The following is a 22,492-nucleotide window of genomic DNA, read 5'->3' on the forward strand; positions in this document are numbered from 1 at the left end:
GGGGCGGCGGGGGCGAGGAAATCCGCGCGACACCCTCCCCACCCTCGCCCTAGCCTGATCCCATGACCCCCCGTGCCGACATCGACATACGCACCGTCAACGAGGACGGGCTCCGGGAGTGGACCAGGGCCCTGAGTACTGGGTTCCTCCGGTCGCCCGAGGTCACGGACGCGGAGCTGGAGGCGCGCCGCGGCGGCTTCCTGCCGGGGCGGACCCTCGGCGCGTACGACGGCGAACGATGCGTAGCGACGTTCCGCTCGTTCCCGCAGGACCTGAGTGTGGGCGCCGGGGCGACCGTCCCCGCCGACGCCGTCTCGAACGTCACCGTCTCCCCCACCCACCGCCGCCGAGGCATCCTCACCCGCATGATGAACCAGGACCTGGCCGCCGCGAAGGAGCGCGGGGACGTCGTCGCCACGCTGATCGCCGCCGAGTATCCGATCTACGGGCGGTACGGCTTCGGGCCCGCCACCTGGACCTCCGAGTGGACCATCGACGTACCGCGCGCGGGCCTCGACCCCCGCTGGGCGGGCCCGGCGGACGGCGGCCGTATCGACCTGGTGGACGCGGCGGACGTACGGAAGCTGGGACCCGAGCTGCACACGCGGCTCGCGCGGCAGCAGCCGGGTGCCGTCAGCCGGGACGAGCGCTGGTGGCAGGTCAACACCGGTGCGGTGCTGTTCGGGGGATCCTGGGACGAGCCCTTCTACGCCGTTTACCGTTCGGCGGACGGCGAGGTCGACGGGCTGGTCTCGTACGAGGCCGAGGACAAGTGGGACGCCAAGCAGCCGCAGGTCACCGCCGAGGTGAACTGGCTGATCGCCGCGATGCCGGCCGCCGAGCGCGCCCTGTGGCAGTACGTCTGCGCGGTCGACTGGATCACGAAGGTCAAGACCGGCTGGCGCGCCCCGGACGACCTGCTCCCCTTCTTCCTGCCGGACCCGCGGGCGGCCAGGCTCACCACGCACGCGGACTGGCTGTGGGTGCGGATCCTGGATGTCGTACGGGCCCTGGAGGCGCGTCCGTACGACGGGGTGGCCGGTGGGACGGCTGACGGCACGGCTGGCGGGACGGTCGGCGAGGCGACCGGCGGCAGTCGCGGTCTTGTCCTGGAGGTCGTCGACTCGGGCGGGTTCGCCGGGGGGCGCTACCGGCTTGAGGTGTCCGCGGAGGGCGCCGGCTCCTGCACGGCCGGTACCCGTGACGCCGCCGAAATCACCCTGGACGTAAGGGAGTTGGCGGCACTGTGGCTCGGTGACGAGTCGGCGGTGCGGCTGGCGGCACTAGGCCGGGTGCGGGAAGAACGAGCGGGCGCCGCCCGTGTGGCCGACGCCCTGCTGCGTACGTCCAGGCGGCCTTGGTGCCCGGACATCTTCTGATCCGACTGGTCCTGTTCCCTTCCTGTTCCGGCCGTCGGCAGGGTTGGGGAACAACTGCCCATGGACGCAGTGAAGTTGTAGCGTCTGGTTGTGACCCAGGAGGACGTGGCAGTGGACGGCAGCAGAAGGACATCACCCCAGGAGATCGCCGCCGTACTGCGTGACCGCATCAGCGCTGGCGAGCTGCAACCGGGCGACCGCGTGCGCACTCAGGCCGAGCTGGCCGAGGAGTTCGGCGTCGAGCGCGGTGCCGTACGCGAGGCGCTGCGCATCCTGCATGCCGAGCAACTGCTCACCAACGTCAGCAAGGGCAGCCCGCCGCGCGTCGCCGAGGTGGCCCCGCCCGGGGAAAGGCCCCAGCCGACAATGGTGGGGCTGGCGCCGCGTATGACGGAGGCGTTCGCCGCTCCGCACGTGAGCATCGATGCGGCCTGCCTCACCGCGGAGACCCTGATGCTCGCCGTCGGTGAGCCGGTCCGGCTGATTCACGAGGGCCGCATCCGGCCCGAGCGGATCGACGTACGCATCCTGCTGCCGTCCCGGGACATCACGCTGGCCTTCCCGGTGCCTGTCGAGGGCCGCAGCGAGGACGACCCGGTCCACCAGCGCTGGCTGGCCCAGCGCAACGCCCAGGGCCATGTCCTCCAGCACAATCTGCGCGCCCTGCGCTCGTCGCACGGCATCGACGTACGGGTGACGTTCAGGGCGCTGCCGTTCACCCCGCCGGTGAAGTTGTACCTGCTCAACGGGACGGAGGCGCTGATCGCGTACTACATGATCGCCCGCCGTGAGGAGCCGATGGAGGGTGGGACGCCGCTGGACATGTACGACGCCCTGGGAACCGAGTCGCTCCTCTTCCCGTTCGCGAAGGGCGCCGGGGAACGGGACACGGCGTTCGTCGAGCAATCCCAGAAGTGGTTCGACGCCCTCTGGGAAACCATCACGACGGACCTGACACTCTCCTAGTGACTTCCGATACGACACAGACCGAACTGGTGACCGAGGACGACTCCGTGACCGACTCCGCGATCGACGGCCTGCGGGAACCGGTCGCGCGCGCACGAGTCGTGCTCTGGGACTTCGACGGACCCATCTGCGCCCTGTTCGCGGGCCACTCGGCGCAACGCGTGGCGATCGACCTCGTCGAGTGGCTCGAAGGGCGGGGCCTGCACGGTCTGTTGACGGAGGTGGAGCGCGAGTCCCTGGATCCGCACGTCGTGTTGCGTGCCGTCGACCGCCGGCATCCGGGGAGCGACCTGGTGGACGAGCTGGAGAATCGTCTCACCCAGATGGAACTCCAGGCCACGAATCTGGCGATGCCCACCCCGTACGCAGACCCGCTGATCCGTACCTGGACGGCGGTCGGCTCCCGGCTCGCGGTCGCCACGAACAGCTCCCCGTCCGTGGTCCGCGAGTATCTGGCGAGCCGTGGTCTGACCTCGTGCTTCGCCCCGCACGTCTACGGCCGCACGCGGGAACTGAGCCATCTCAAGCCCCACCCGCACTGTCTCAACCGCGCGCTGAACGCGATGGGGGCGGCGCCGTCGTCCGCCCTCATGATCGGCGACACCCCCTCGGACTACCTCGCCGCACAGGAGGCCGGTGTTCCGTTCCTCGGCTACGCACGGAACGAGCGCAAGGAGAAGCTGCTGCGGGGCGCGGGTGCCGAGGTGGTCGTGGGCTCGCTGGAGCCTGTACTGAAGCTGCTGCGGGGTCAGGCCTGAGTCGTCAACTCGCTTGCTGCGCCGACCACTTGAAGCAACATCATTCGGCACCCACGATTTTCCTGCCCATGAAGCACTTCTTGCGAAGTACGCAACTGCCACTGGCCGTCCAATCGGGACTGATTGGACCGAACATGGTCTGCCCGGACTGGCTGATCCTTCGACCGGCTTGATGGTTGAGGGGCTAGCTGACTGGCGTTTGTTTGATGGCGGAGCGGAAGCGGTACGTTCGGGATGTGGGACACAGGGAAGGGCAGCAGGCCACTGACGGCGGTGGCAGGGAGTTCGACCGGGTGGCCGACGAGCTGCGGCACCGTATGACGGGCGGGGTGTACCCGCTGGGCTCCCTGATGCCCGCACAGCGCGACCTCGCCCAGGAGTTCGGGGTGTCCCGGGACACCGTGCAGCGTGTCCTGCGGGAACTGCGCAACGAGGGCTGGATCGAGTCCCGGCAGGGCAGCGGATCCCGGGTCGTCAAGACGCAGCGCATCCAGTTCTCGGCGGCCTAGGCCACCCGGTCGCGCCAGGCCGTGACCCTGGGGCCGCTGATCAGCGAGGCGTTCGAACAGCCTGAAGTCACCCTGGACGTCTACACATTGACGTCCGAGACCCTGGACGCGCACATTCGCTTCCAGGCGGAACGGATCAGGGCCAAGGCCATAGTTCCGCAGCGCATCGCACTGTGGATGCTCCTGCCGTCCGACACGGAGTCGCCGCCCTACCCGCGGGGAATCGACGCGAAGGACGACCCGCTCCTGCGCAACCGACTGCGCGACATCACCGGTCGGCACACCGATTCACTGCGCGGTGTGCTGGCGGAGCTGACGGCCGAGGGGCTGGTCCCGGCGATCAGCCTGGAGGTCCGCCACGCACCGTTGACCCCCGCGTTCAAGCTCTATCTGATCAACGGTGTGGAAGCGCTGCACGGCATGTACGAGGTGATCCGGCGGCCGGTCGTGGTGGACAAGGGGAAGACGGTCGAGGCCCTGGATGTCCTGGGCCTGGGTGCCACGCTGACGCACCACGTTCGGGACGGCGACCTGAACTCGCCGGATTCCACCTTTGTTGAGAGCATGCAGAACTGGTTCGACTCGGTCTGGGACCTGCTTTCGGAGTAGTCCGGGACGGTGCGCTAGCGATTCTGCTGCCATCTCGATGACCAGTGCGGGCAAGCGACATGAAAATCGAACTGCGAGCTCTGACGGTGTGCAGCGCTCTGACGAGGAGGCTCGTGTCGGCCGTTTCCTGCTGACTTGGGTCCCCAGGGGCCTGCGGGTCCTGTCCGTCCCCCCGGTTACTAGGGTCGAGTGGGTTCACTGGTGGGGAAACCGCTGGTGCGGGGCCCGACAGGTGCTTCAGACTGCTCTGGACGGAGACATGCGCCTCCCGCGGTTTATCGCTGGCCGCCGCCGCACGTGCGTTGCTGCTTCGGACAGAAGGTCTCCGTGAGGTGTTCGACCAAATCCTCGCCTCTTGGTCGTCCGGTGTCCGTGACGCCGCCGGACTCACCTTGGTTGTGCGGGAGTTAACGGCGTTGTGGCTTGGTGGCGAGCCGGCCAGCTGCGCTGGGGCGAGTGCGGGAGGAACGAGCGGGCGCCGCCCGTTTGGGCGACGCCCTGCTGCGTACGTCCAGGCGGCCGTGGTGCCCGGACATCTCCTGATCCGACCTCTTTTCCGGTCGTGGTGGCTGCCGAGCTCCAGGCTCCCCTCCGGAAGAGAGTCCGGTAGCCAACCTGCGGAAGGTTTGGCCATGTTGTAGAAGTTGGTAGCCAACTTTACTTTTCTTATCTCCACTTGGAAGTGTCTTATAACCACCTTCCGGTGAACTGCCCAAGAATGGCGGGAAGTTGTAGTGTTTGGTTGTGGAGCCCCAGAGGTCACACCGCGAGGTGGCCGACACCCTGCGCACCCGGATTAGGACCGGTGAGCTGCGGCCGGGGCAGCGCATGCCCACCCAGGCCAGGCTGGCCGAGGAGTTCGGCGTCGAGCGGGGTGCCGTACGGGAGGCGTTGCGCATCCTGCAGGCCGAGCGGCTGCTGACCAACGTCAGCAAGGGCAGCCCGGCGACGGTCGCCGCCGATCCCGGACCGGTACTGACCGGACCAGCCGCCCCGCTGCTGCCCACCATCGGGGCCCTCGCGCCCCGCATCGCGGCGGCCTTCGCGGTGCCGCACGTCGCGATCGACGCCCTGTGTCTGACGTCCGTCTCGCTCACCCTCGCCATCGGGGAGCCGCTGCGCCAGATCCACGCCGGACGGCTGAATCCGGCCAGGATCGACGTCCGGGTGCTGCTGCCGAGCCGTGACATCGACCTCGCGTTCCCGGCGCCGGTGGCACTGGCGGACGGTTCCCCGGCCGGGGCCTCGGCCACCGGCCGGCTGCAGCGCCGCTGGCTGACCCACCGCAACGCCCAGGGACAGGTCCTCCGGCACAACCTGCTGGCCCTGCGCGGCACGCACGGTATCGACGTGCGCGTCTCCTTCCGGGCCCTCCCGTTCACGCCACCGGTGCAGTTGTACCTGCTCAACGGGGCGGAGGCGCTCTTCGCGTACTACACGCTGAAGAGAAGCGAGACGGAGGTCGACCACGAGCAGGTGGAGATGTACGACGCCGAGGGCGTCCGGTCGACGCTGTTCGCGTTCGAGCGGGGCGTCGGGCTGCGCGACTCGACGTTCGTGGAGCAGTCGCACCTGTGGTTCAACGCGTTGTGGGAGACGATCAGTTCGGAGCTGGTGCTCACGGACTGAGGTCTCCCACGGCCGATCACCGCGACTGTCACAGGGCGGGTCCCGTGACCAGCAGGGCGAGCACGACCGCTCCGATGGAGCTGAGGGTCGCGTTCCTGGCCTTGATGCCGATGGTGAGCAGCAGCAGGCCGATGATGCCGGAGGTGCCGTACTGCCAGCTGACGAACTGCTGGAAGCCGCTGATGAAGACGGCGGCGAGGAGGGCAATGGCGGGCATGGTGGTTCCTCCTTCAAGGTTCAGCGGTGGTGGGGCGGCGAGGGTGGCGGCAGGGTGGTGAAAGGGAGTGAAAGATTCCGCCAACTTCGGTAAGTTGGTGCCAACTCGGTCAGAGTTGTTCCCACTTGGTTACTATTCATAAACAACTTTCAAACAACTCCCCAAAGATGGACCAGAGTTGTAGCGTCTGGTTGTGACCCAGGAGGACGTGGCAGTGAACGGCAGCAGAAGGCAGACGCCCCAGGAGGTCGCCGCCGCCCTGCGTGGCCGCATCGGCGCCGGCGATCTCCAGCCGGGGGACCGCCTCCCCACCCAGGCCGAGCTGGCCGAGGAGTTCGGCGTCGAGCGCGGTGCCGTACGCGAGGCGCTGCGCATCCTGCATGCCGAGCAACTGCTCACCAACGTCAGCAAGGGCAGCCCGCCGCGCGTCGCCGAGGTGCCCCCGCCCAGGGAATGGCCCCAGCCAGCGATGCTGGGGCTGGCGCCACGTCTGACGGAGGCGTTCTCGGCCCCGCACGTGAGTATCGACGCGGCCTGCCTCACCGCGCGGACCCTGATGCTGGCCGTGGGTGAGCCGGTCCGGCTGATCCACGAGGGTCGCATCCGGCCCGAGTCGATCGACGTACGCATCCTGCTGCCGTCCCGGGCTATCGCGTTGGCCTTCCCGGTGCCTGTCGAGGGCCGCAGTGAGGACGACCCGGTCCACCAGCGCTGGCTGGTCCAGCGCAACGCCCAGGGCTATGTTCTCCGGCACAATCTGCGTGCCCTGCGCTCGTCGCACGGTATCGACGTGCGGGTGACGTTCAGGGCGCTGCCGTTCACCCCGCCGGTGAAGTTGTACCTGCTCAACGGGGCGGAGGCGCTGATCGCGTACTACATGATCGCCCGTCGTGAGGAGGCGGTGGAGAGCGGGGTGACGCTCGACATGTACGACACCCTGGGGACCGAGTCGCTCCTCTTCTCGTTCGCGAAGGGTGCCGGGGAACGGGACACGGCGTTCGTCGAGCAATCCCAGAAGTGGTTCGACGCCCTCTGGGAAACCATCACGACGGACCTGACACTCTCCTAGTGACCTCTGACACGACACAGCCCGAAGCGGTGACCGCCGCCTACGATTCCGTGACCGAGAACCTTTTCGAAGGCGATGACGGTGTCGAGGATCTTGGCTGTGAGGTTGATGAGGCGCACGGTCGAGGCTCCCCAGAGGTGTGAGAGAGGCGTCCTCCCTTCGTCGAGGGGTCGCGCTGGATCTGCCGACATGGGCAGGTTCGGGGTGGAGCCGGGCGGGATCCGGCAGCCTCTGCTCGGCAGCACTCTCGGAGCCGTGGCTGGCCTTTCCTTTCTCGGGAAGAGCGCTTGTGAGCGGATGCCGTCGTAGCGGATGCCGGGCGTAGCGCAGACTTAACCGGTGACATCGCACACGCAGGACCTCCGGGAGCGGATCACCCGCGCGCGTTACGTGCTCTTCGACTTCGACGGGCCCGTCTGTCGTCTCTTCGCCGGGCACGCGGCGGACGGAGTGAGTCGCAAACTTGTCGGCTCGCTCGAAGCCCGGGGGCTGCGGCACCTGTTGAGCGACGAGGAACGGAACGCGACGGACCCCTTGGACGTCCTCAGGGCTGTCCACCGCCGGTGTCCCGGCAGTGATCTGATGGTGGACCTGGAGGAGCTGCTCACCCAAGAGGAGTTGCGGGCTGCGTCTTCCGCCAAGGCCACGGACTTCGCCGACCTGGTCGTCCGTACCTGGGCGGCTCGGGGTGCACGCCTGGCGGTCACGACCAACAACTCCTCGCGTGCGGTGCGCAAGTATCTGGAGAGTCGCGGTCTGGACGTGTACTTCGCCAAGCGCCTCTACGGCCGTACCGCCGATCCGGGTCTCCTCAAGCCCGATCCGTACTGCCTCAAGCAGGCCCTGGCCGCGCTCGACGCGGACCCGGTGGACGCGCTGATGGTCGGTGACGCGCCCTCGGACCTGCTGGCCGCGCAGAAGGCTGGCGTCTCCTTCCTCGGCTATGCGCGCAACGGCAGGAAGGAGAAGCTGCTGCGTGACGCCGGGGCCGAGGACCTGGTGTTGTCCATGGATCGGGTGCTGAGTGCGCTTCGCGACTGAGCGTCGTCGGGTGGCGGGAACGGTCAGGGTCACGGTCGGCCTCCTCTTTCGTCGGCTGTCGATCCGCCAACTTGCCAACCAATTCGATCGATTCGACTGGTTGTCTGATTACGTACTGCCCAATTGGGTAGATCGCTTAACGCTGGATCAGATGAGTTGACGGAATTGGTTGCTGATTGGTCTGCTTGTGGGCTCGAAGGGGTAGGGTCGCGGTGTGAGTGTGGACCGAAGTGATCTTGGTGGCGGCAGCAAGCATGACCGTGTGGTGTCTGTGCTGGTCGGCCGTATGCGTAACGGCGAATATCCGCTCAACAGCCTGCTCCCGCTCTCCGAGGAGCAGCTGGCTCAGGATCAGGATGTCTCGCGGGACACCGTGCGCCGGGCCCTGAAGACGCTGAAGGACGACGGCTGGATCGAGAGTCGGCAGGGCAGCGGGTGGCGGGTGCTCAAGGTGGAGCCGGAGATCCCGTCGTCCGAGGCGAAGGGTGGGCAGAAATCCGGACTCACCTTGCCCCAGCTCATGAAGCGGGCCTTCGCCAAGCCGGTCGTCGTACTGGACGTCTCCTCGCTCACGTCGGAGTCGTTGGCCGACCAGATGAGCATCATCAGCGACGACATCCGCGGGGGCGCGCTGTCCGCACCGGAGCGGATCACCCTGCGCCTGATGCTCCCGTCCGACGAGCTGGACATGGCCTATCCGCGGGCCGTCGATCCCCAAGATTATGAGGTGGTGCGGGAGCGCCAGCGGCTCCTCACCAAGCGCAGTGTGGGTCGGATCAGGGAAAAGCTGCATAGTCTCAAGGCCCACGGGTACGTCGGCTCGGTCGACATCCTCACGTGCCGGGTACCGTTGACGCCTACCAGCAAGCTCTATCTGCTCAACGGCACCGAGGCCGTGCACGGTCCGTACCTGCTGAAGACGCGCAGCGTCTATCTGGAGGAGACGGAATCCGAGGTCGTCGCTCTCGACGCGGTGGGTATCGCCGGACCGATGGAGCACTTCGTCGTGGATGACGGAAACCCGCAGGCCTCCGCTTTCGTGCGGAACCAGCAGGGCTGGTTCAACAGCTTGTGGGAGCAGTACGCCACGTGACGGGTTCTCCGTTCCGCGCGGTGCCGACGTGCTCTCGGTGAGGATCTGCCCCTGAACGGGTGACGGGCGTCGTCGGCCCTCTTCGAACGAGGTCATGCGGATGCGCGCGGTGACGATGCTCGACCTGCGTAGGCTCACCACATGAGTGAGCTCGGCCTGCGTGAGCGCAAGAAGCAGCAGACGTACCGACACGTGTCCGACATCGCGATCGGGCTCTTCCTCGCGAAGGGCTTCGATGCGGTGTCCGTCGCGGAGGTCGCCGCCGCGGCCGGGATCTCCAAGCCGACGCTGTTCCGGTACTTCCCGGCCAAGGAGGACCTCGTCCTGCACCGGTTCGCGGACCACGAGGACGAGGCGGCGCGGGTCGTGCGGGCGGCCGGTACAGGGGCGGAGGCCTCGCCGCTCGACGCGCTGCGTCGGCACTTCCTCGACGGGCTGAGCCGTGAGGACCCGGTCACCGGCCTCAACGGGTCCCCCGCAGTGCTCGCCTTCCATCGTCTGCTCTACGGCACCGCGTCGCTGGTCGCGCGGGCGTACGAGTACCAGCAGCGGTCGGAGGCCGTACTCGCCGTTGCCCTCGGCGACACCCTGGCGGCCCGGCTCGCGGCCGGCCAGATCATCGCCGTACAGCGGATTCTCGCGCAGGAGAACTGGCGGCGGATCGCGGCGGGGGAGACCGTGGAGGTGGTACGGGAGGACGCGGTCGCGGCGGCGGAGGGGGCGTTCGGGCAGCTGGAGGCGGGGCTGCCGTGGCTCGGGTCGGCGGGCGTGGGGAATTGACCAGGTAAATTTTGTAACTCGGTTACGTTATTTCGGTATGGTGGCTGGAATGACGCCACCCGACCCTGACCCCGCCCTTGGCCCCGACCCCGCCCGTGTCCAGGCACTCCTCCATGGCTCCCTGCGTCGCGAGCGCGCCCATCACGACGCCTGTCGTGTCGCCCTCGCCGCGATGATCGACGGCGCCCGGGAACACGTTGTCACCGGCGCGGACGTCTCCGCCTCCGGGGCGGACGCTGAGGTGCTCGGGTACCAGCTGCGCAGCAAGGCGAAGGAACTGGGCGAACTGCCCGAAGGGCCCCTGTTCTTCGGCCGGTTGGACTTCGACAGCGGTGACCGGGGCGGCGAGCACAGCGGCGCGAGCTACCACGTCGGGCGCCTGCGGATCAGCGAGCACCCGACCCGCCCGCCCCTCGTCGTAGACTGGCGGGCCCCCGTCTCCCGGGCCTTCTACCAGGCGAGCGCCCGTGACCCGCAGGGCGTGGCCGTACGGCGCCGGTTCGGCTGGGCACCCGGCAGCATGGGCGACTCCGCCGACCTGACCGGCCTGGAGGACGAGCACCTCACGGAGGCGGGTGCGGGGGAAGCGGACCCGGGGGAAAGGGAGTTGGCGGGCGGTGCGGGCGGGCTGGTCGCACGGGAGATCGCGCGACCCCGGGTCGGGCCCATGCGGGACATCGCCGCGACGATCCAGCCCGAGCAGGACGAGCTCGTACGGGCGGGCCTCGGCGTCTCCGTCTGCGTGCAGGGCGCCCCCGGCACCGGCAAGACGGCCGTCGGCCTGCACCGGGCCGCCTACCTCCTGTACACCCACCCCCAACGCGTCCAGCGCGGCGGCCTGTTGATCCTCGGCCCCAACCGCATGTTCCTCTCGTACATCTCGGAGGTGCTGCCCGCCCTCGGCGAGACGGGCGTCCGGCAGTCGACGGTCACGGACGAGATCGCGGGCCCGGGCCGTCCGGTGCGGGCGGAGGACGACGAGCGGGCCGCCGTCGTGAAGCACGACGCGCGGATGGCGGAGGTGCTGCGCCGGGCGCTGTACGCCCGCGTGGCGACCCAGGAGGTCATGGACCGCGCCAACTCCCTTGAGGTGAAGGACGATTCGTACCGCTGGCGGATCCCGGCGGCGGAACTGGCGCGGATCGTGGCGGGCGTACGGGCCGAGGAGCCGCCGTACGCCGTGGGGCGCGAGCGCGTACGGACCTGGATCGTCAACCGCGTCCAGCGGGAGGCGGAACGGCGGGCGGGGCCGCAGACGAACGCCTGGGTGCGGCGCATCGAGCGGGTGCGGTCGGTCGGGGCGTACGTCGAGGCGGTGTGGCCGAGGGCGCGTCCGGAGGAGGTGGTGGCCGAACTCCTGGGAGACGCCGGGGTGTTGGCGCGGGCCGCCGAGGGGGTGTTGGGGGAGGACGAGCAGCGGTCGGTGCTGTGGGCGCGTCCGCCGAGGTCGTGGAAGTCGGCGCGCTGGTCGGCCGCCGACCTGGTTCTTCTCGACGAGGTCGCCGGTCTGATCGAACACCCCGAGGGATACGGCCATGTCGTGATCGACGAGGCGCAGGACCTCTCCCCGATGGAGTGCCGGGCGATCGCACGCCGGGTGCCCTACGGTTCGCTGACGGTCCTGGGCGACCTGGCCCAGGGCACCACACCGTGGGCGGCACGGGCGTGGGAGCCCTTGCTGGGCCACCTGGGCAAACCGGACGCCACGGTGATCCCGCTGACCACCGGGTTCCGGGTACCGCGGACGGTCGTCGCCTTCGCCAACCGACTGCTTGCCCGCCTGGACGTACCGGTGCCACCTGCCCGATCCCTGCGCGGAGACGGGGAGTTGAGGGTCGTGGAGACGACCGACATCGTCGGGGACGTGGTGGCCGCGGTACGCCGGGCGCTGGACGGGGATGGGTCGGTGGGGGTAGTGGCGGCTGAGGGTGAAGTGGCGGCCGTACAGGAGGTGTTGGGCGCGGCGGGGGTGGTGGTGGACGGGGGCAGGGTCGCGGTGATGTCGGCGAAGGCGGTCAAGGGACTGGAGTGGGACCACGTGGTCGTGGTGGAACCAGCGGCGATCGTGGAGGGGGAGGGGGCGACCGGGCGGGGACTGAATCGGCTGTACGTGGTGCTGACGCGGGCGGTGTCACGGCTGGAGGTCGTGCATGGGCGGGCGTTGCCGTTCTGACTCCGGATGCGGCGGCGGTGAGGGGAGGGTGGGGGTGAGGGTGCGGTATCAAGTGGGGCGATGACGAACTCCTCCTTTCCTCCTGCCGCGCCGCCTCTTCTCTTCCTGGATGTCGACGGACCGCTGATCCCGTTCGGCGGTACCCGGGAGCAGTATCCGGACGGCTATCCGACGTATCGGTCTGCCCGGCGATCGCGCGTCCCGGCATTCGGGGCGAATCCCCTCCTGCCTCGGATCGACCCCGCCCTCGGTCCTCGACTGGCCGCGCTGCCCTGCGAGTTGGTGTGGGCCACGACCTGGATGGACGAGGCGAACGAGTGCGTCGCCCCGTGGCTGGGTCTGCCGGACCTCCCGGTGGTGAACTGGCCGGAGCCGGACCCCGACGACCTGCTCGACCTGCTCGGCGTGCACTGGAAGACCCGTCCGCTCGTCGGTCTGGCGGCCGGGCGGGCCTTCGTCTGGCTCGATGACGAGGTGACCGACACCGACCGTCGATGGGTTGCCGAACACCACCCGGGCCGGGCCCTGTTGCACCGGGTCGATCCTCATCACGGCCTGCGGGACACGGACTTCGCGGCCGTCGAGGAGTGGCTCCAGCCATAGGTCACAGGGCGTAGGGCGTACGACATAGGGCGGCGACAGTGGTCGTGGTCCCGGCGCTCAGGCCCCCACATACCCCGCCAAGTGCTCCCCCGTGAGAGTGCTGCGGGCCGCCACCAGGTCCGCCGGGGTGCCCTCGAAGACGATTCGGCCGCCGTCGTGGCCCGCGCCGGGACCCAGGTCGATGATCCAGTCGGCGTGGGCCATGACCGCCTGGTGGTGCTCGACGACGATGACCGACTTGCCGGCGTCGACGAGCCGGTCGAGCAGGCCGAGGAGGTGTTCGACGTCGGCGAGGTGGAGGCCGGTCGTCGGCTCGTCGAGGACGTACACGCCGCCCTTGTCGCCCATGTGCGTGGCCAGCTTGAGGCGTTGGCGTTCGCCGCCGGACAGGGTGGTGAGGGGCTGGCCCAGGCTGAGGTAGCCGAGGCCGACGTCCGCGAGCCGGTCGAGGACGCGGTGCGCGGCCGGCGTACGAGCCTCGCCCGTGCCGAAGAACTCCTCCGCCTCCGTCACCGACATCGCGAGCACCTCGCTGATGTCCCGGCCGCCGAGCCGGTACTCCAGCACCGCCGCCTGGAACCGCTTGCCCTCGCAGTCCTCGCAGGTCGTGGCCACACCGGCCATCATCGCCAGGTCGGTGTAGATGACGCCGGCGCCGTTGCAGGTGGGGCAGGCGCCCTCGGAGTTGGCGCTGAACAAGGCCGGCTTGACCCCGTTGGCCTTGGCGAACGCCGTACGGATCGGGTCGAGCAGTCCGGAGTACGTCGCCGGGTTGCTCCGCCGGGAGCCGCGGATCGGCGTCTGGTCGACCGACACCACACCCCCGTCGACGGCACCCCTCGTCTCGACCAGCGACCCGTGGATGAGCGAGCTCTTGCCGGACCCGGCGACACCGGTCACGACGCACAGCACCCCGAGCGGGATGTCGACGTCGACGCCCTGGAGGTTGTGCCTCGTCGCGCCGCGGATCGGCAGCGTGCCGGTGGCCTTGCGTACCGTCTCCGGCGCCTTGAGGGTGGCCCGGTCGTCGAAGTGGCGGCCGGTGACCGTGCCGCCGGTCCGCAGCCCCTCGACGGTGCCCTCGAAGCAGACGGAGCCGCCCGCCGTACCCGCGCCGGGACCGAGGTCGACGACGTGGTCGGCGATCGCGATCACCTCGGGCTTGTGCTCCACGACGAGCACGGTGTTGCCCTTGTCGCGCAGGCGCAGCAGCAGGTCGTTCATGCGCTGGATGTCGTGCGGGTGCAGCCCGATCGTCGGCTCGTCGAACACGTACGTGATGTCGGTGAGGGCGGAGCCGAGGTGGCGGATCATCTTGACGCGCTGCGCCTCGCCGCCCGAGAGGGTGCCCGAGGCGCGGTCGAGCGCGAGATAGCCGAGGCCGATCTCCACGAACGAGTCCAGCGTGTGCTGGAGCGCGGTGAGCAGCGGCGTCACCGAGGGTTCCGTCAGACCGCGGACCCACTCGGCCAGGTCACGGATCTCCATCGAGCAGGCGTCGCCGATGCCGATCTTGCCGATCTTCGACGACCGGGCCCCCTCGCTGAGCCGGGTCCCCTCGCAGTCGGGGCAGGTGGCGAAGGTGACCGCCCGCTCCACGAACGCCCTGATGTGCGGCTGCAGCGCCTCCTTGTCCTTGGACAGGAACGACTTCTGGATCTTGGGGATCAGTCCCTCGTAGGTGAGGTTGACGCCGTTGACCTTGATCTTCGTCGGCTCGCCGTAGAGGAAGTCCCGCATCTCCTTCTTGGTGAAGCTGCGGATCGGCTTGTCCGGGTCGAGGAAGCCCGACTGGGCGTAGAGCTGCACGGTCCACTGGCTGTCCGACTTCCAGCCGGGGATGGTGAACGCGCCCTCGGCGATCGACTTGGAGTCGTCGTAGAGCTGGGTGAGGTCGATGTCGGAGACCGCGCCCCGGCCCTCGCAGCGTGTGCACATTCCGCCGGTGCGGTTGAAGGTCGCCTTGACGGTCTTCGTCTTCTCGGCACCGCGTTCGACGGTGATCCCACCGCTCGCCCGGACCGAGGCCGTGTTGAAGGAGTACGCGCTCGGCGGCCCGATGTGCGGCTGCCCCAGCCGGCTGAACAGGATGCGCAGCATCGCGTTGGCGTCGGTGGCGGTGCCGACCGTGGAGCGCGGGTCGGCACCGAGCCGCTGCTGGTCGACGATGATCGCGGTCGTCAGCCCTTCGAGTACGTCGACCTCGGGTCGCGCCAGCGTCGGCATGAACCCCTGGACGAACGCGCTGTACGTCTCGTTGATCAGCCGCTGCGACTCCGCGGCGATCGTGTCGAACACCAGCGAACTCTTGCCCGAACCGGAGACACCGGTGAACACCGTCAGCCGACGCTTCGGCAGCTCGATGCTGACGTCCTTGAGGTTGTTCTCGCGTGCGCCGTACACACGGATCAGATCGTGACTGTCGGCACCGTGCGGCGCGTCGGCGGGCTGCGAGTCCGTCCTCGGGGTCCTGCTCATCGGGTCTCCGTCTCGTCTGGCTCGTCTGGCTCGTCCGGTTTTCCTACAGGCTGGCGCGGGCTGCTCCCGAGGGCCTGGACAGAGCCTGGCCGGCTCTAGCCCTTCGGCTTCTGCGAGATTCGTACCAGGTTGCCCGAGGGGTCGCGGAACGCGCAGTCGCGCGGGCCCCAACCCTGGTCCATGGGCTCCTGGAGGACTTCGGCGCCGGACGCCCGTACCTTCTCGAACATGGCGTCGAGATCGTCGGTCCGGAAGACGAACATCGGCATGACGCCCTTGGTGAGCAGTTCCTGCAGGGTGTCGCCGTCGGCCGGGGAGCGGCCCGCGTGCGGTTCGGAGAGGACGATTTCGAGGTCCGGCTGTGTGGAGCTGCCGAGGGTGACCCAGCGGTGTTCGCCGGATGCGACGTCGTTGCGGACCTCGAAGCCGAGTGCGTCGCGGTAGAAGGCGAGCGCCTCGTCGGGGTCGTTGACGGTGATGTGGCAGTACTGCAGTGCGATGTCCATGCCGTCAAAGCTAGGCGGCGGCCGTACGGCCCGCTTCTCGAATCCTGCTCGGTACGTTCCCGATGTCCCCGGCGGGTGTGCCGGCGGCTGGAGCGTCCTTGCGCGGACCTTCCAGGCTCGACACGTCCGGGCTCGACACGTCCGCGCTCGGACCGTCCGGGCCCGGCGCGTTTCTGCTCGGCCGGGTGGTCACCTTGGCCACACAGGCGGGCATCGCCGTCACCGCGTCGTGCTCCCGGCCGCGGTACGCGCTAGGCGTCTCCCCGACGACCTCGGTGAACCGTGAGCTGAACGAGCCCAGCGACGTACAGCCGACGGTCATGCAGGCGTCGGTCACACTCATGCCGGCGCGGAGCAGCGTCATCGCCCGCTCGATGCGGCGGGTCATGAGATAGGTGTACGGCGTCTCGCCATAGGCCGCCCGGAACCGACGCGAGAAGTGTGCCGGCGACATCAGCGCGTGCTTGGCCATCGTCGGGACGTCGAGCGGACGCGCGTACTCCCGGTCGATCAGATCCCGTGCCCGGCGCAGATGCGCGAGGTTGGCCAGCTCCTGCGGGTCCATTCGGCGACGGTACCACCGGGTCGCGGGGGCCGGTCCGGGTCTGCGCGAGCGCTCGGGCGGTGGAGAGCGTCCACTCCCCTCCACTCTCAAGCTATAGCCCACAGGGGGGCTTGCGGCAAGACCCCCGTCGTGCCGCACAATCGTCGGCCGAGGCAGTCCGGACCTGCGGAAATCGCGGAGATCATGGCAATCGAGGCTGCCGAAATGGGGGTTTTCATGATGGACGTGGACGCGGACATGGACATGGACATGGACATGGACGTGACCGTGGTCGGCGGCGGACCCACCGGCCTGATGCTGGCCGCCGAGCTGCGGCTGCACGGCGTGCGCGTGGTCGTGCTGGAGAAGGACGCGGAGCCGACCCCGGTCGTCCGCTCACTCGGTCTGCACGTGCGCAGCATCGAGGTGATGGACCAGCGCGGCCTGCTGGAGCGGTTCCTCGCGCACGGCAAGCAGTACCCGGTCGCCGGCGGCTTCTTCGCCGCCATGGACAAGCCCGCGCCCGCCCGGCTGGACACCGCGCATCCCTACGTACTCGGCATCCCGCAGACCGTCACCGACCGCCTACTGCTCGAACACGCCACCGAACTCGGCGCCGAGATCCGGCGCTCCTGCGAGCTGGTCGGGCTGAGCCAGGACGGGCAGGGGGTGACCGCCGAGCTGGCCGACGGCACCCGGCTGCGCTCGCGCTACCTCGTCGGCTGCGACGGCGGCCGCAGCACGGTACGCAAACTGCTCGGCGTCCGCTTCCCCGGCGAGCCCACCCGGCTCCAGGCGCTGCTGGGCGAGATGAAGGTGGGCGTGGAGCAGGCGACGGTGGCCGCCGTGGTGGCGGAAGTCCGCAAGACGCAGAAGTGGTTCGGCCTCGGGCCCATGGGGGACGAGGGGGTGTACCGCGTCGTCGTGCCCGCCGACGGGGTGACCGAGGACCGCTCGGCGCCGACCCTCGACGAGGTCAGGAAGCAGTTGCGGGCATACGCCGGTACCGACTTCGGCGTGCACTCCCCGCGCTGGCTCTCCCGCTTCGGCGACGCCACCCGGCAGGCCGAGCGCTACCGGGTCGGCCGGGTGCTGCTGGCCGGCGACGCGGCGCACATCCACCCGCCGGTCGGCGGACAGGGGCTCAACCTCGGCATCCAGGACGCGTTCAACCTCGGCTGGAAACTGGCCGCCGAGATCGCCGGCCGGGCGCCGGAGGGGCTGCTGGACAGCTACCACTCCGAACGGCACCGGGTGGCCGCCGACGTACTGGACAGCACCCGCGCGCAGACGCATCTGATGTCCACCGAGCCGGGCCCCCAGTCCGTGCGCCGACTGCTGTCGGAGCTGATGGACTTCGAGGACGTGAACCGTTTCCTGATCGAGAAACTCACCGCCATCGGCATCCGCTACGACTTCGGCGAGGGCCACCCCTTGCTCGGCCGGCGCATGCGGGACCTCACGCTCGAGCAAGGCCGCCTCTACGAGCTGACGCACGAGGGCCGGGGCCTCCTCCTCGACCGCACCGGCCGGCTCTCGGTGGCCGGCTGGACGGACCGGGTCGACCACGTCATCGACACCGACACCGACACCGACGAACTGGATGGACTCGGCGAACTCGACGTACCCGCGGCTCTGTTGAGGCCGGACGGGTACGTGGCGTGGGTCGGTGAGGACCAGGGGGAGCTGGCCGTCCCGTTGGCCAAGTGGTTCGGTCCCGCGGCCGGTTGACGTCCTGTCTCAACTGCCTTTTGCCAGACCGAGGTTCCCGCCCGCGGTGCGTACGGTCGAGCGGGACGGGTCGACGGCTACCGGGCTCGATGCTGGCCCGACCAGACCGTTCCCCAGCAGCTTCACATCTGCTTCAAGGTCGACGAGGACTTGGAGGAGGCCGAGGCCCGGCTGCTGGAGCTGGGTGCGGGCAAGCCGGATCACCAGCCTCATGGGGCCCGGCGCCCCCTACTACAGACAGGGGTCCTGCGCCGACCCTGCGACCTGACGCTGAGCAGGTCGGCACGATGATCCGCTTCGGGCGCGGACGGGCTCCGCGTCGGGGACTCCGCTCGGCTTCCTCCCCCGCCGGGGCCGGCCTCCTTCAGCTGATCGGCCGCCGAAGCTCGGACCGGATCCGGAGGGTCCGCTCGGCGAGGCCCGCCAGGTCCACGTCCTTGGCGTCCCCGGAGGAAACCGCGGGGTCGATCTCGCCGATCAGTGCGCCGGTGTTGCCGTCGTTCCAGGTACACATCGGCATGATGATCCGCATGTTCAGGTCCTCCCTGGCGACTACCTGGCAGGTGACGGTGACGTCCGAGCCGGAGGGGCGGAAGTCCTTGGGCGCCAGGGCGACCGACATGCCGTCCGGCTCGGCGGCGCCCTTCAGCATGGTTTCCCGGGCGTCGTCGGCGTCCTTGAACCGGCCGTACATACCGCTGACGTTCAGCTGGCCACCACGGTTCGCGGGCTTGTAGATCGCGACGGCCGCCCGGACGTCACGGCCGCCCAGGGCACTCTCGGCGTTCTGCACGAAACCGCCGTCCGGGGAGTCGGAGAAGTCCCGCTCCAGCTCGTACTCACCGCTCAGCAGGGTCTTGGGCAGGGTCAACCGGTACCGCGCCTCGGGAAAGTCCTTGTCGGTGTCGACCTTGCTGACCACGACCGCGGCCACGGCGACGGTCAACAGGGCCATGACCCCGCCCGCGACCCCCAGGACGACACCGGCCCGGCTCTTCTTCGGCGGCGGCGGCGGCGGAGGCGGCAGGAGGTACGGCTCGGACGCGGGCGACCGCTGCGGCGACGGAGTCGTGGACACGCCATGAAGCTACTGCACAGCTTCGCAGTGAAGGTGGCGGTTTCCGGACCGGTCCCGGCCCGACCTGGGTCTGAGCAAGGCCGAAACGGCGTGTTGCCTCTGCGGGCGGTTGGGGATGGTCGCGCCAGTGCGGGGAGGTGAACAGGCCGGTGAGCACGATGACTTCGGGTTAGGTGGCCACTTCGATTCGGGGCTCGGAGGGACGGTGGGGATCACCGAACGGGTCCTCGCCCAGCACTTCGAGTCGGCGGTTCCACCTCTGCCGAAGAGGCTCTCCGCTCTGCTCACCGGTGAACCACCAGGCTGCACCCGCGCGACCGGGCGCACGCCGTGGTCCATGCCCTCCGGGAGGGCCGCATCTGACCGAACGGGCAATCGCACACGGCGTGCGGGCAGCAACTTCTGCCCGCCTGCTGTCCCTTGCGCGCCTGCGAGGGCGGGTGCGGCGCGAGGCACGATCGGAACCCAGTGGTGACGGCAGGGGCAGGGCGAGGAGCACGACGGTGATCCACGAGGTGGACGAGGTCCTCAAACGGTTGCTCAGTGGCGGTGCCCTGGCCGGTTCCGGCATCGACGTCTTCTTCGACGCCCCGACCCGCGACTGGGCGGTCCGGCGCAACGGCCCCGCCGTCAACGCCTACTTGTACGACATCCGGGAGGACACCGTCCGCCGCCAGCGGGGCACGGTCGCCGTCCGTGACGAGCAGGACGCCGTCGTCAAGCGCCGCCAGCCGCCCCGCTGGTTCCGGCTGTCGTACCTCGTCACCGCCTGGACCAAACAGCCCCAGGACGAACACCGGCTGCTGTCCGCGGTGTTGGCGACGCTGCTGCCCCGCGAGATGCTGTCGGCCGACGAACTGCCCCCCTCGCTGGCCGTGCTGGGCCTGTCCATCCCGCTGTCGGTCGCCGGGATCCAGTCGGAGGCCCGCTCCATGGCCGAGATCTGGTCGGCCCTCGGCGGCGAACTCAAGCCGTCCCTGGACCTCGTGGTCACCGTCCCCTTCCCGGCCTATCCCGAGTACGACGTCGGACCGCCGGTCACCGAGGGTGCGGTGGTCCGCGTACGCGGCATCGACGGTTCCCTGGAAGGGTCCGAGGAACGGATGCACCAGGCACGGCATCTGACGCCCGAGGACAACGAACGGCGGTCGAGGGGTGCCCGGCCAGGCGGGGATGACCGGTCCGAATGACCACCCACACCCGGCCCGAGCACGACGAGACGACGGCGACGGCGGCCGTCGCCCATCCGTCCCCGGCCGCCGAACTGCTGGTCCGGCTCGATCTGTTGCGCGCCCGCGCCGCCCTGCTGGTCGACCACCGCGGCGCCGGCGACCCGACGGCCGGCGATCCGCTGCGCGGCCTGTATCTGTCCGAGGAGGCCGTACAGCACGTCCTGCGCACCGCGGGCCGCCCTGCGGCGGCGCCGGCCGACCAGGAACCGGCGGGCTCCGACTCCGCACGGATGGCCGGCCGCGACCGTCTCGCCGACCTGGCCGCCCGCCTGGGCCTCACCGAACTCGACGTCCGTATCCTCCTCACCGCCCTCGCCCCGGACGTCGACCGCTCCTTCGAGCCGCTGTACGGCTATCTCAACGACGACGTCAGCAGACGGCGGGCCACTGTGGGGCTCGCCCTCGACCTGTGCGGACTGCCCCCGCACCTCGCCGAGGCCCGCGCCCGGTTCCATCGCGCGGCGCCACTGGCCGCACTCGGGCTCATGACCGTCGACGAACCCGAACGCCCCTTCCTGGGCCGCGGGTTGACAGTTCCCGACCGGCTCGTCGCCCATCTCCTGGGCGACGACACCCCGGACGCCGCGCTCGCCGGCCACCTGCGCCCGCTCGTCGCGCCCGCCGCCGCCCGCGACCCGTCGTACGGTCTCTCGTACGACTCCTCCCAGGACTCCGAGTTCACCCGCAGACTCGCCGCCCGCCTGGCCGACGGCCCGCTCACCGTCCATCTTCGCGAACACCGCGAGGGCGACGGGCTCGGCTGCGCCTCGGCGGCCCTGCACGCGGCCGGCCTCGACGCCCTGCACTACTCCGGCCCCGAGGACCGGATCCCCGACCTGCTGCGCGAGGCCAGGCTGCGCGGCTCGGCGATCCTCATCTCCCCGCTGCCGGACCAACCCGCCACGCTGGTCCGGGCGTTGGCCGCGGCGGACGTACCCGTGCTGCTGATCGGGACCCACCCCTACGACCCGCAGTGGTGCGACCGCGACCCCCTGGTCCTGGACGCGCCCCGGCAGCGTGCGGGCGCGGTCTCCGACTGGGCGGCGGCGCTGGACACGAACCCGAACCCTGATCCGGATGCGGCCCCGGACGGCGGATCCGGCCTCGGCTTCGACCTCGCCGCCACCGTCGCCCCGTACCGCCTCGGCAGCGACCGCATCAGGCGGGCCGCCCGGGCCGCCCACCGCCTCGCCGTCTTCGACGGGACTCCGGTGACCGCAGCGCACCTGCGGGTCGCCGCGCGGCAGCAGTCGGCCTCCGGGCTGGAGCGGCACGCCCGCCGCATCCGGCCCGACGTCGGCTGGGACGATCTCGTGCTGCCCGCCAGTCCCCTCGCGCGACTGCACGAACTCGCCCTGCGCGCCCGCCACCGCGACCGCGTTCTGGGCGACTGGCGGCTCAGCGCGGGCGGCGGCCGAGGCCGGGGCGTCCTCGGACTGTTCGCCGGCGAGTCCGGCACCGGCAAGACGCTCTCCGCCGAGGTCGTCGCCGCCGACCTGGGCCTCGACCTCTACGTCGTTCAGCTTTCCTCGATCGTCGACAAGTACGTCGGCGAGACCGAGAAGAACCTGGAGCGCATCTTCACCGAGGCCGACCGCACCGACGCCGTGCTCCTCTTCGACGAGGCCGACGCCGTCTTCGGCAAGCGCTCCGAGGTCAAGGACTCCCACGACAAGCACGCCAACATGGAGAGCGCCTACCTGCTCCAGCGCCTCGAATCCTTCGACGGCATCGCGCTGCTCACCACCAACCTGCGCGCCAACATCGACGAGGCGTTCACCCGTCGTCTCGACCTGGTGGTCGACTTCCCGTTCCCGGATGCCGGCCAGCGGCTCGCCCTGTGGCGGCACAGCCTGGCCCGGGTGCCGTGCGCGCCGGACACCGACCCGGCGCGGGTCGCCGACGCCTTCGAGCTGGCCGGCGGCTCCATCCGCAGCGCCGTCGTCACCGCGGCCTACTCGGCCGCCGGGCGCGGCACGCCGGTGACGACGGCCGACCTGCTGGACGGCGCCGAACGGGAGTACCGCAAGGCCGGCCGCCTGGTGCCCGGCGAAGGCAACTGGTAGCGCCGACCGCGTGGCCCCGCCTCACCCCACC

Annotated in this window: 20 protein-coding genes and 2 pseudogenes; 17 read left to right on the top strand and 5 right to left on the bottom strand. The window is 69.8% G+C overall.

From position 1 onward, the window contains the following. Positions 1 to 62: 62 nt before the first annotated feature. From G3I71_RS35475 to G3I71_RS35495, 7 genes and pseudogenes are all read left to right on the top strand, one after another. Entirely contained in the window at positions 63 to 1,379 is a 1,317-nt protein-coding gene (locus G3I71_RS35475; protein WP_164321326.1) for a GNAT family N-acetyltransferase, read from the top strand. Between the two features lie 84 nt (positions 1,380 to 1,463). Next, on the top strand, positions 1,464 to 2,345 hold the full coding sequence (locus G3I71_RS35480; protein WP_164321383.1) for a GntR family transcriptional regulator: 882 nt from the start codon (positions 1,464 to 1,466) through the stop codon (positions 2,343 to 2,345). After that, complete coding sequence (locus tag G3I71_RS35485; protein WP_164321328.1) at positions 2,294 to 3,103, top strand: HAD family hydrolase; 810 nt, start codon at positions 2,294 to 2,296, stop codon at positions 3,101 to 3,103. The genes G3I71_RS35480 and G3I71_RS35485 overlap by 52 nt, the downstream gene beginning before the upstream one ends. A gap of 236 nt (positions 3,104 to 3,339) precedes the next feature. Next, on the top strand, positions 3,340 to 3,612 hold the full coding sequence (locus tag G3I71_RS52775) for a winged helix-turn-helix domain-containing protein (protein WP_343243161.1): 273 nt from the start codon (positions 3,340 to 3,342) through the stop codon (positions 3,610 to 3,612). 21 nt (positions 3,613 to 3,633) lie between these two features. Continuing rightward, the gene (locus G3I71_RS52780; RefSeq protein WP_343243162.1) at positions 3,634 to 4,221 is read left to right on the top strand and encodes a hypothetical protein; all 588 of its coding nucleotides are present in this window, start codon (positions 3,634 to 3,636) and stop codon (positions 4,219 to 4,221) included. A 377-nt stretch (positions 4,222 to 4,598) separates the two neighbouring features. After that, a pseudogene (locus G3I71_RS51570) lies at positions 4,599 to 4,764 on the top strand (sterol carrier protein domain-containing protein); the annotation flags it as partial. A 201-nt stretch (positions 4,765 to 4,965) separates the two neighbouring features. Further along, the gene (locus G3I71_RS35495; RefSeq protein ID WP_164321330.1) at positions 4,966 to 5,850 is read left to right on the top strand and encodes a GntR family transcriptional regulator; all 885 of its coding nucleotides are present in this window, start codon (positions 4,966 to 4,968) and stop codon (positions 5,848 to 5,850) included. A gap of 28 nt (positions 5,851 to 5,878) precedes the next feature. Here the strand turns inward: G3I71_RS35495 and G3I71_RS35500 are convergent, their stop codons facing one another. Further along, complete coding sequence (locus G3I71_RS35500) at positions 5,879 to 6,067, bottom strand: hypothetical protein (protein ID WP_164321332.1); 189 nt, start codon at positions 6,065 to 6,067, stop codon at positions 5,879 to 5,881. A 187-nt stretch (positions 6,068 to 6,254) separates the two neighbouring features. Between G3I71_RS35500 and G3I71_RS35505 the strand changes: the two genes are divergently transcribed. The 6 genes from G3I71_RS35505 to G3I71_RS35530 all read left to right on the top strand — a co-directional run bounded on the left by G3I71_RS35505 (position 6,255) and on the right by G3I71_RS35530 (position 12,826). Then, on the top strand, positions 6,255 to 7,136 hold the full coding sequence (locus G3I71_RS35505; RefSeq protein ID WP_164321384.1) for a FadR/GntR family transcriptional regulator: 882 nt from the start codon (positions 6,255 to 6,257) through the stop codon (positions 7,134 to 7,136). Between the two features lie 339 nt (positions 7,137 to 7,475). Beyond that, positions 7,476 to 8,177 (top strand): HAD-IA family hydrolase, encoded by a 702-nt coding sequence (locus G3I71_RS35510; RefSeq protein WP_164321334.1) that lies wholly within the window; start codon positions 7,476 to 7,478, stop codon positions 8,175 to 8,177. A 214-nt stretch (positions 8,178 to 8,391) separates the two neighbouring features. Further along, entirely contained in the window at positions 8,392 to 9,270 is an 879-nt protein-coding gene (locus G3I71_RS35515) for a GntR family transcriptional regulator (RefSeq protein ID WP_164321336.1), read from the top strand. 141 nt (positions 9,271 to 9,411) lie between these two features. Further along, complete coding sequence (locus tag G3I71_RS35520; protein ID WP_164321339.1) at positions 9,412 to 10,050, top strand: TetR family transcriptional regulator; 639 nt, start codon at positions 9,412 to 9,414, stop codon at positions 10,048 to 10,050. A gap of 49 nt (positions 10,051 to 10,099) precedes the next feature. After that, positions 10,100 to 12,223, top strand: coding sequence for an AAA family ATPase (locus G3I71_RS35525; RefSeq protein WP_203732216.1), 2,124 nt, complete (start codon positions 10,100 to 10,102; stop codon positions 12,221 to 12,223). A 60-nt stretch (positions 12,224 to 12,283) separates the two neighbouring features. Continuing rightward, entirely contained in the window at positions 12,284 to 12,826 is a 543-nt protein-coding gene (locus G3I71_RS35530) for an HAD domain-containing protein (protein WP_164321340.1), read from the top strand. A gap of 57 nt (positions 12,827 to 12,883) precedes the next feature. On the opposite strand, the gene G3I71_RS35535 is transcribed toward G3I71_RS35530, so the two are convergent. From G3I71_RS35535 to G3I71_RS35545, 3 genes are all read right to left on the bottom strand, one after another. After that, positions 12,884 to 15,304 (bottom strand): excinuclease ABC subunit UvrA, encoded by a 2,421-nt coding sequence (locus tag G3I71_RS35535; protein ID WP_164321342.1) that lies wholly within the window; start codon positions 15,302 to 15,304, stop codon positions 12,884 to 12,886. A 95-nt stretch (positions 15,305 to 15,399) separates the two neighbouring features. Then, positions 15,400 to 15,810, bottom strand: coding sequence for a VOC family protein (locus tag G3I71_RS35540; protein ID WP_164321344.1), 411 nt, complete (start codon positions 15,808 to 15,810; stop codon positions 15,400 to 15,402). A gap of 10 nt (positions 15,811 to 15,820) precedes the next feature. Further along, complete coding sequence (locus G3I71_RS35545) at positions 15,821 to 16,375, bottom strand: helix-turn-helix transcriptional regulator (RefSeq protein WP_164321346.1); 555 nt, start codon at positions 16,373 to 16,375, stop codon at positions 15,821 to 15,823. Between the two features lie 204 nt (positions 16,376 to 16,579). On the opposite strand from G3I71_RS35545, the gene rox reads away from it, so the two are divergent. Both rox and G3I71_RS35555 read left to right on the top strand, forming a co-directional pair. Then, positions 16,580 to 18,085 carry a rifampin monooxygenase gene (rox, locus tag G3I71_RS35550; protein ID WP_239149524.1) on the top strand — a complete coding sequence of 502 codons (1,506 nt, stop codon included), beginning with the start codon at positions 16,580 to 16,582 and terminating at the stop codon, positions 18,083 to 18,085. A 66-nt stretch (positions 18,086 to 18,151) separates the two neighbouring features. Then, positions 18,152 to 18,376: pseudogene (locus G3I71_RS35555) on the top strand (VOC family protein); the annotation flags it as partial. A 73-nt stretch (positions 18,377 to 18,449) separates the two neighbouring features. Here the strand turns inward: G3I71_RS35555 and G3I71_RS35560 are convergent. After that, a complete protein-coding gene (locus G3I71_RS35560) occupies positions 18,450 to 19,163 on the bottom strand; it encodes a hypothetical protein (RefSeq protein ID WP_164321348.1) in 714 nt (237 codons plus the stop codon). A 503-nt stretch (positions 19,164 to 19,666) separates the two neighbouring features. On the opposite strand from G3I71_RS35560, the gene G3I71_RS35565 reads away from it, so the two are divergent. Beyond that, positions 19,667 to 20,353, top strand: a complete 687-nt coding sequence (locus tag G3I71_RS35565) for a DUF4255 domain-containing protein (protein ID WP_164321350.1) — start codon at positions 19,667 to 19,669, stop codon at positions 20,351 to 20,353. Beyond that, positions 20,350 to 22,461: an ATP-binding protein gene (locus G3I71_RS35570; RefSeq protein ID WP_164321352.1), complete on the top strand. Its 2,112-nt coding sequence runs from the start codon at positions 20,350 to 20,352 to the stop codon at positions 22,459 to 22,461. Before G3I71_RS35565 ends, G3I71_RS35570 begins: the two co-directional genes overlap by 4 nt. The last annotated feature ends 31 nt before the right edge of the window (positions 22,462 to 22,492 follow it).

The organism is Streptomyces sp. SID12501, from assembly GCF_010550245.1.
Taxonomy (GTDB): Bacteria; Actinomycetota; Actinomycetes; order Streptomycetales; family Streptomycetaceae; genus Streptomyces.

What these genes read in the sequence shown, in the direction of transcription:
- G3I71_RS35475 (WP_164321326.1), top strand. Translation starts at nt 63, where the DNA reads ATGACCCCCCGTGCCGACATCGACATACGCACCGTCAACGAGGACGGG.
- G3I71_RS35500 (WP_164321332.1), bottom strand. Translation starts at nt 6,067, where the DNA reads ATGCCCGCCATTGCCCTCCTCGCCGCCGTCTTCATCAGCGGCTTCCAG.
- G3I71_RS35520 (WP_164321339.1), top strand. Translation starts at nt 9,412, where the DNA reads ATGAGTGAGCTCGGCCTGCGTGAGCGCAAGAAGCAGCAGACGTACCGA.
- G3I71_RS35525 (WP_203732216.1), top strand. Translation starts at nt 10,100, where the DNA reads ATGACGCCACCCGACCCTGACCCCGCCCTTGGCCCCGACCCCGCCCGT.
- G3I71_RS35530 (WP_164321340.1), top strand. Translation starts at nt 12,284, where the DNA reads ATGACGAACTCCTCCTTTCCTCCTGCCGCGCCGCCTCTTCTCTTCCTG.
- G3I71_RS35535 (WP_164321342.1), bottom strand. Translation starts at nt 15,304, where the DNA reads ATGAGCAGGACCCCGAGGACGGACTCGCAGCCCGCCGACGCGCCGCAC.
- G3I71_RS35540 (WP_164321344.1), bottom strand. Translation starts at nt 15,810, where the DNA reads ATGGACATCGCACTGCAGTACTGCCACATCACCGTCAACGACCCCGAC.
- G3I71_RS35545 (WP_164321346.1), bottom strand. Translation starts at nt 16,375, where the DNA reads ATGGACCCGCAGGAGCTGGCCAACCTCGCGCATCTGCGCCGGGCACGG.
- rox (WP_239149524.1), top strand. Translation starts at nt 16,580, where the DNA reads ATGGGGGTTTTCATGATGGACGTGGACGCGGACATGGACATGGACATG.
- G3I71_RS35570 (WP_164321352.1), top strand. Translation starts at nt 20,350, where the DNA reads ATGACCACCCACACCCGGCCCGAGCACGACGAGACGACGGCGACGGCG.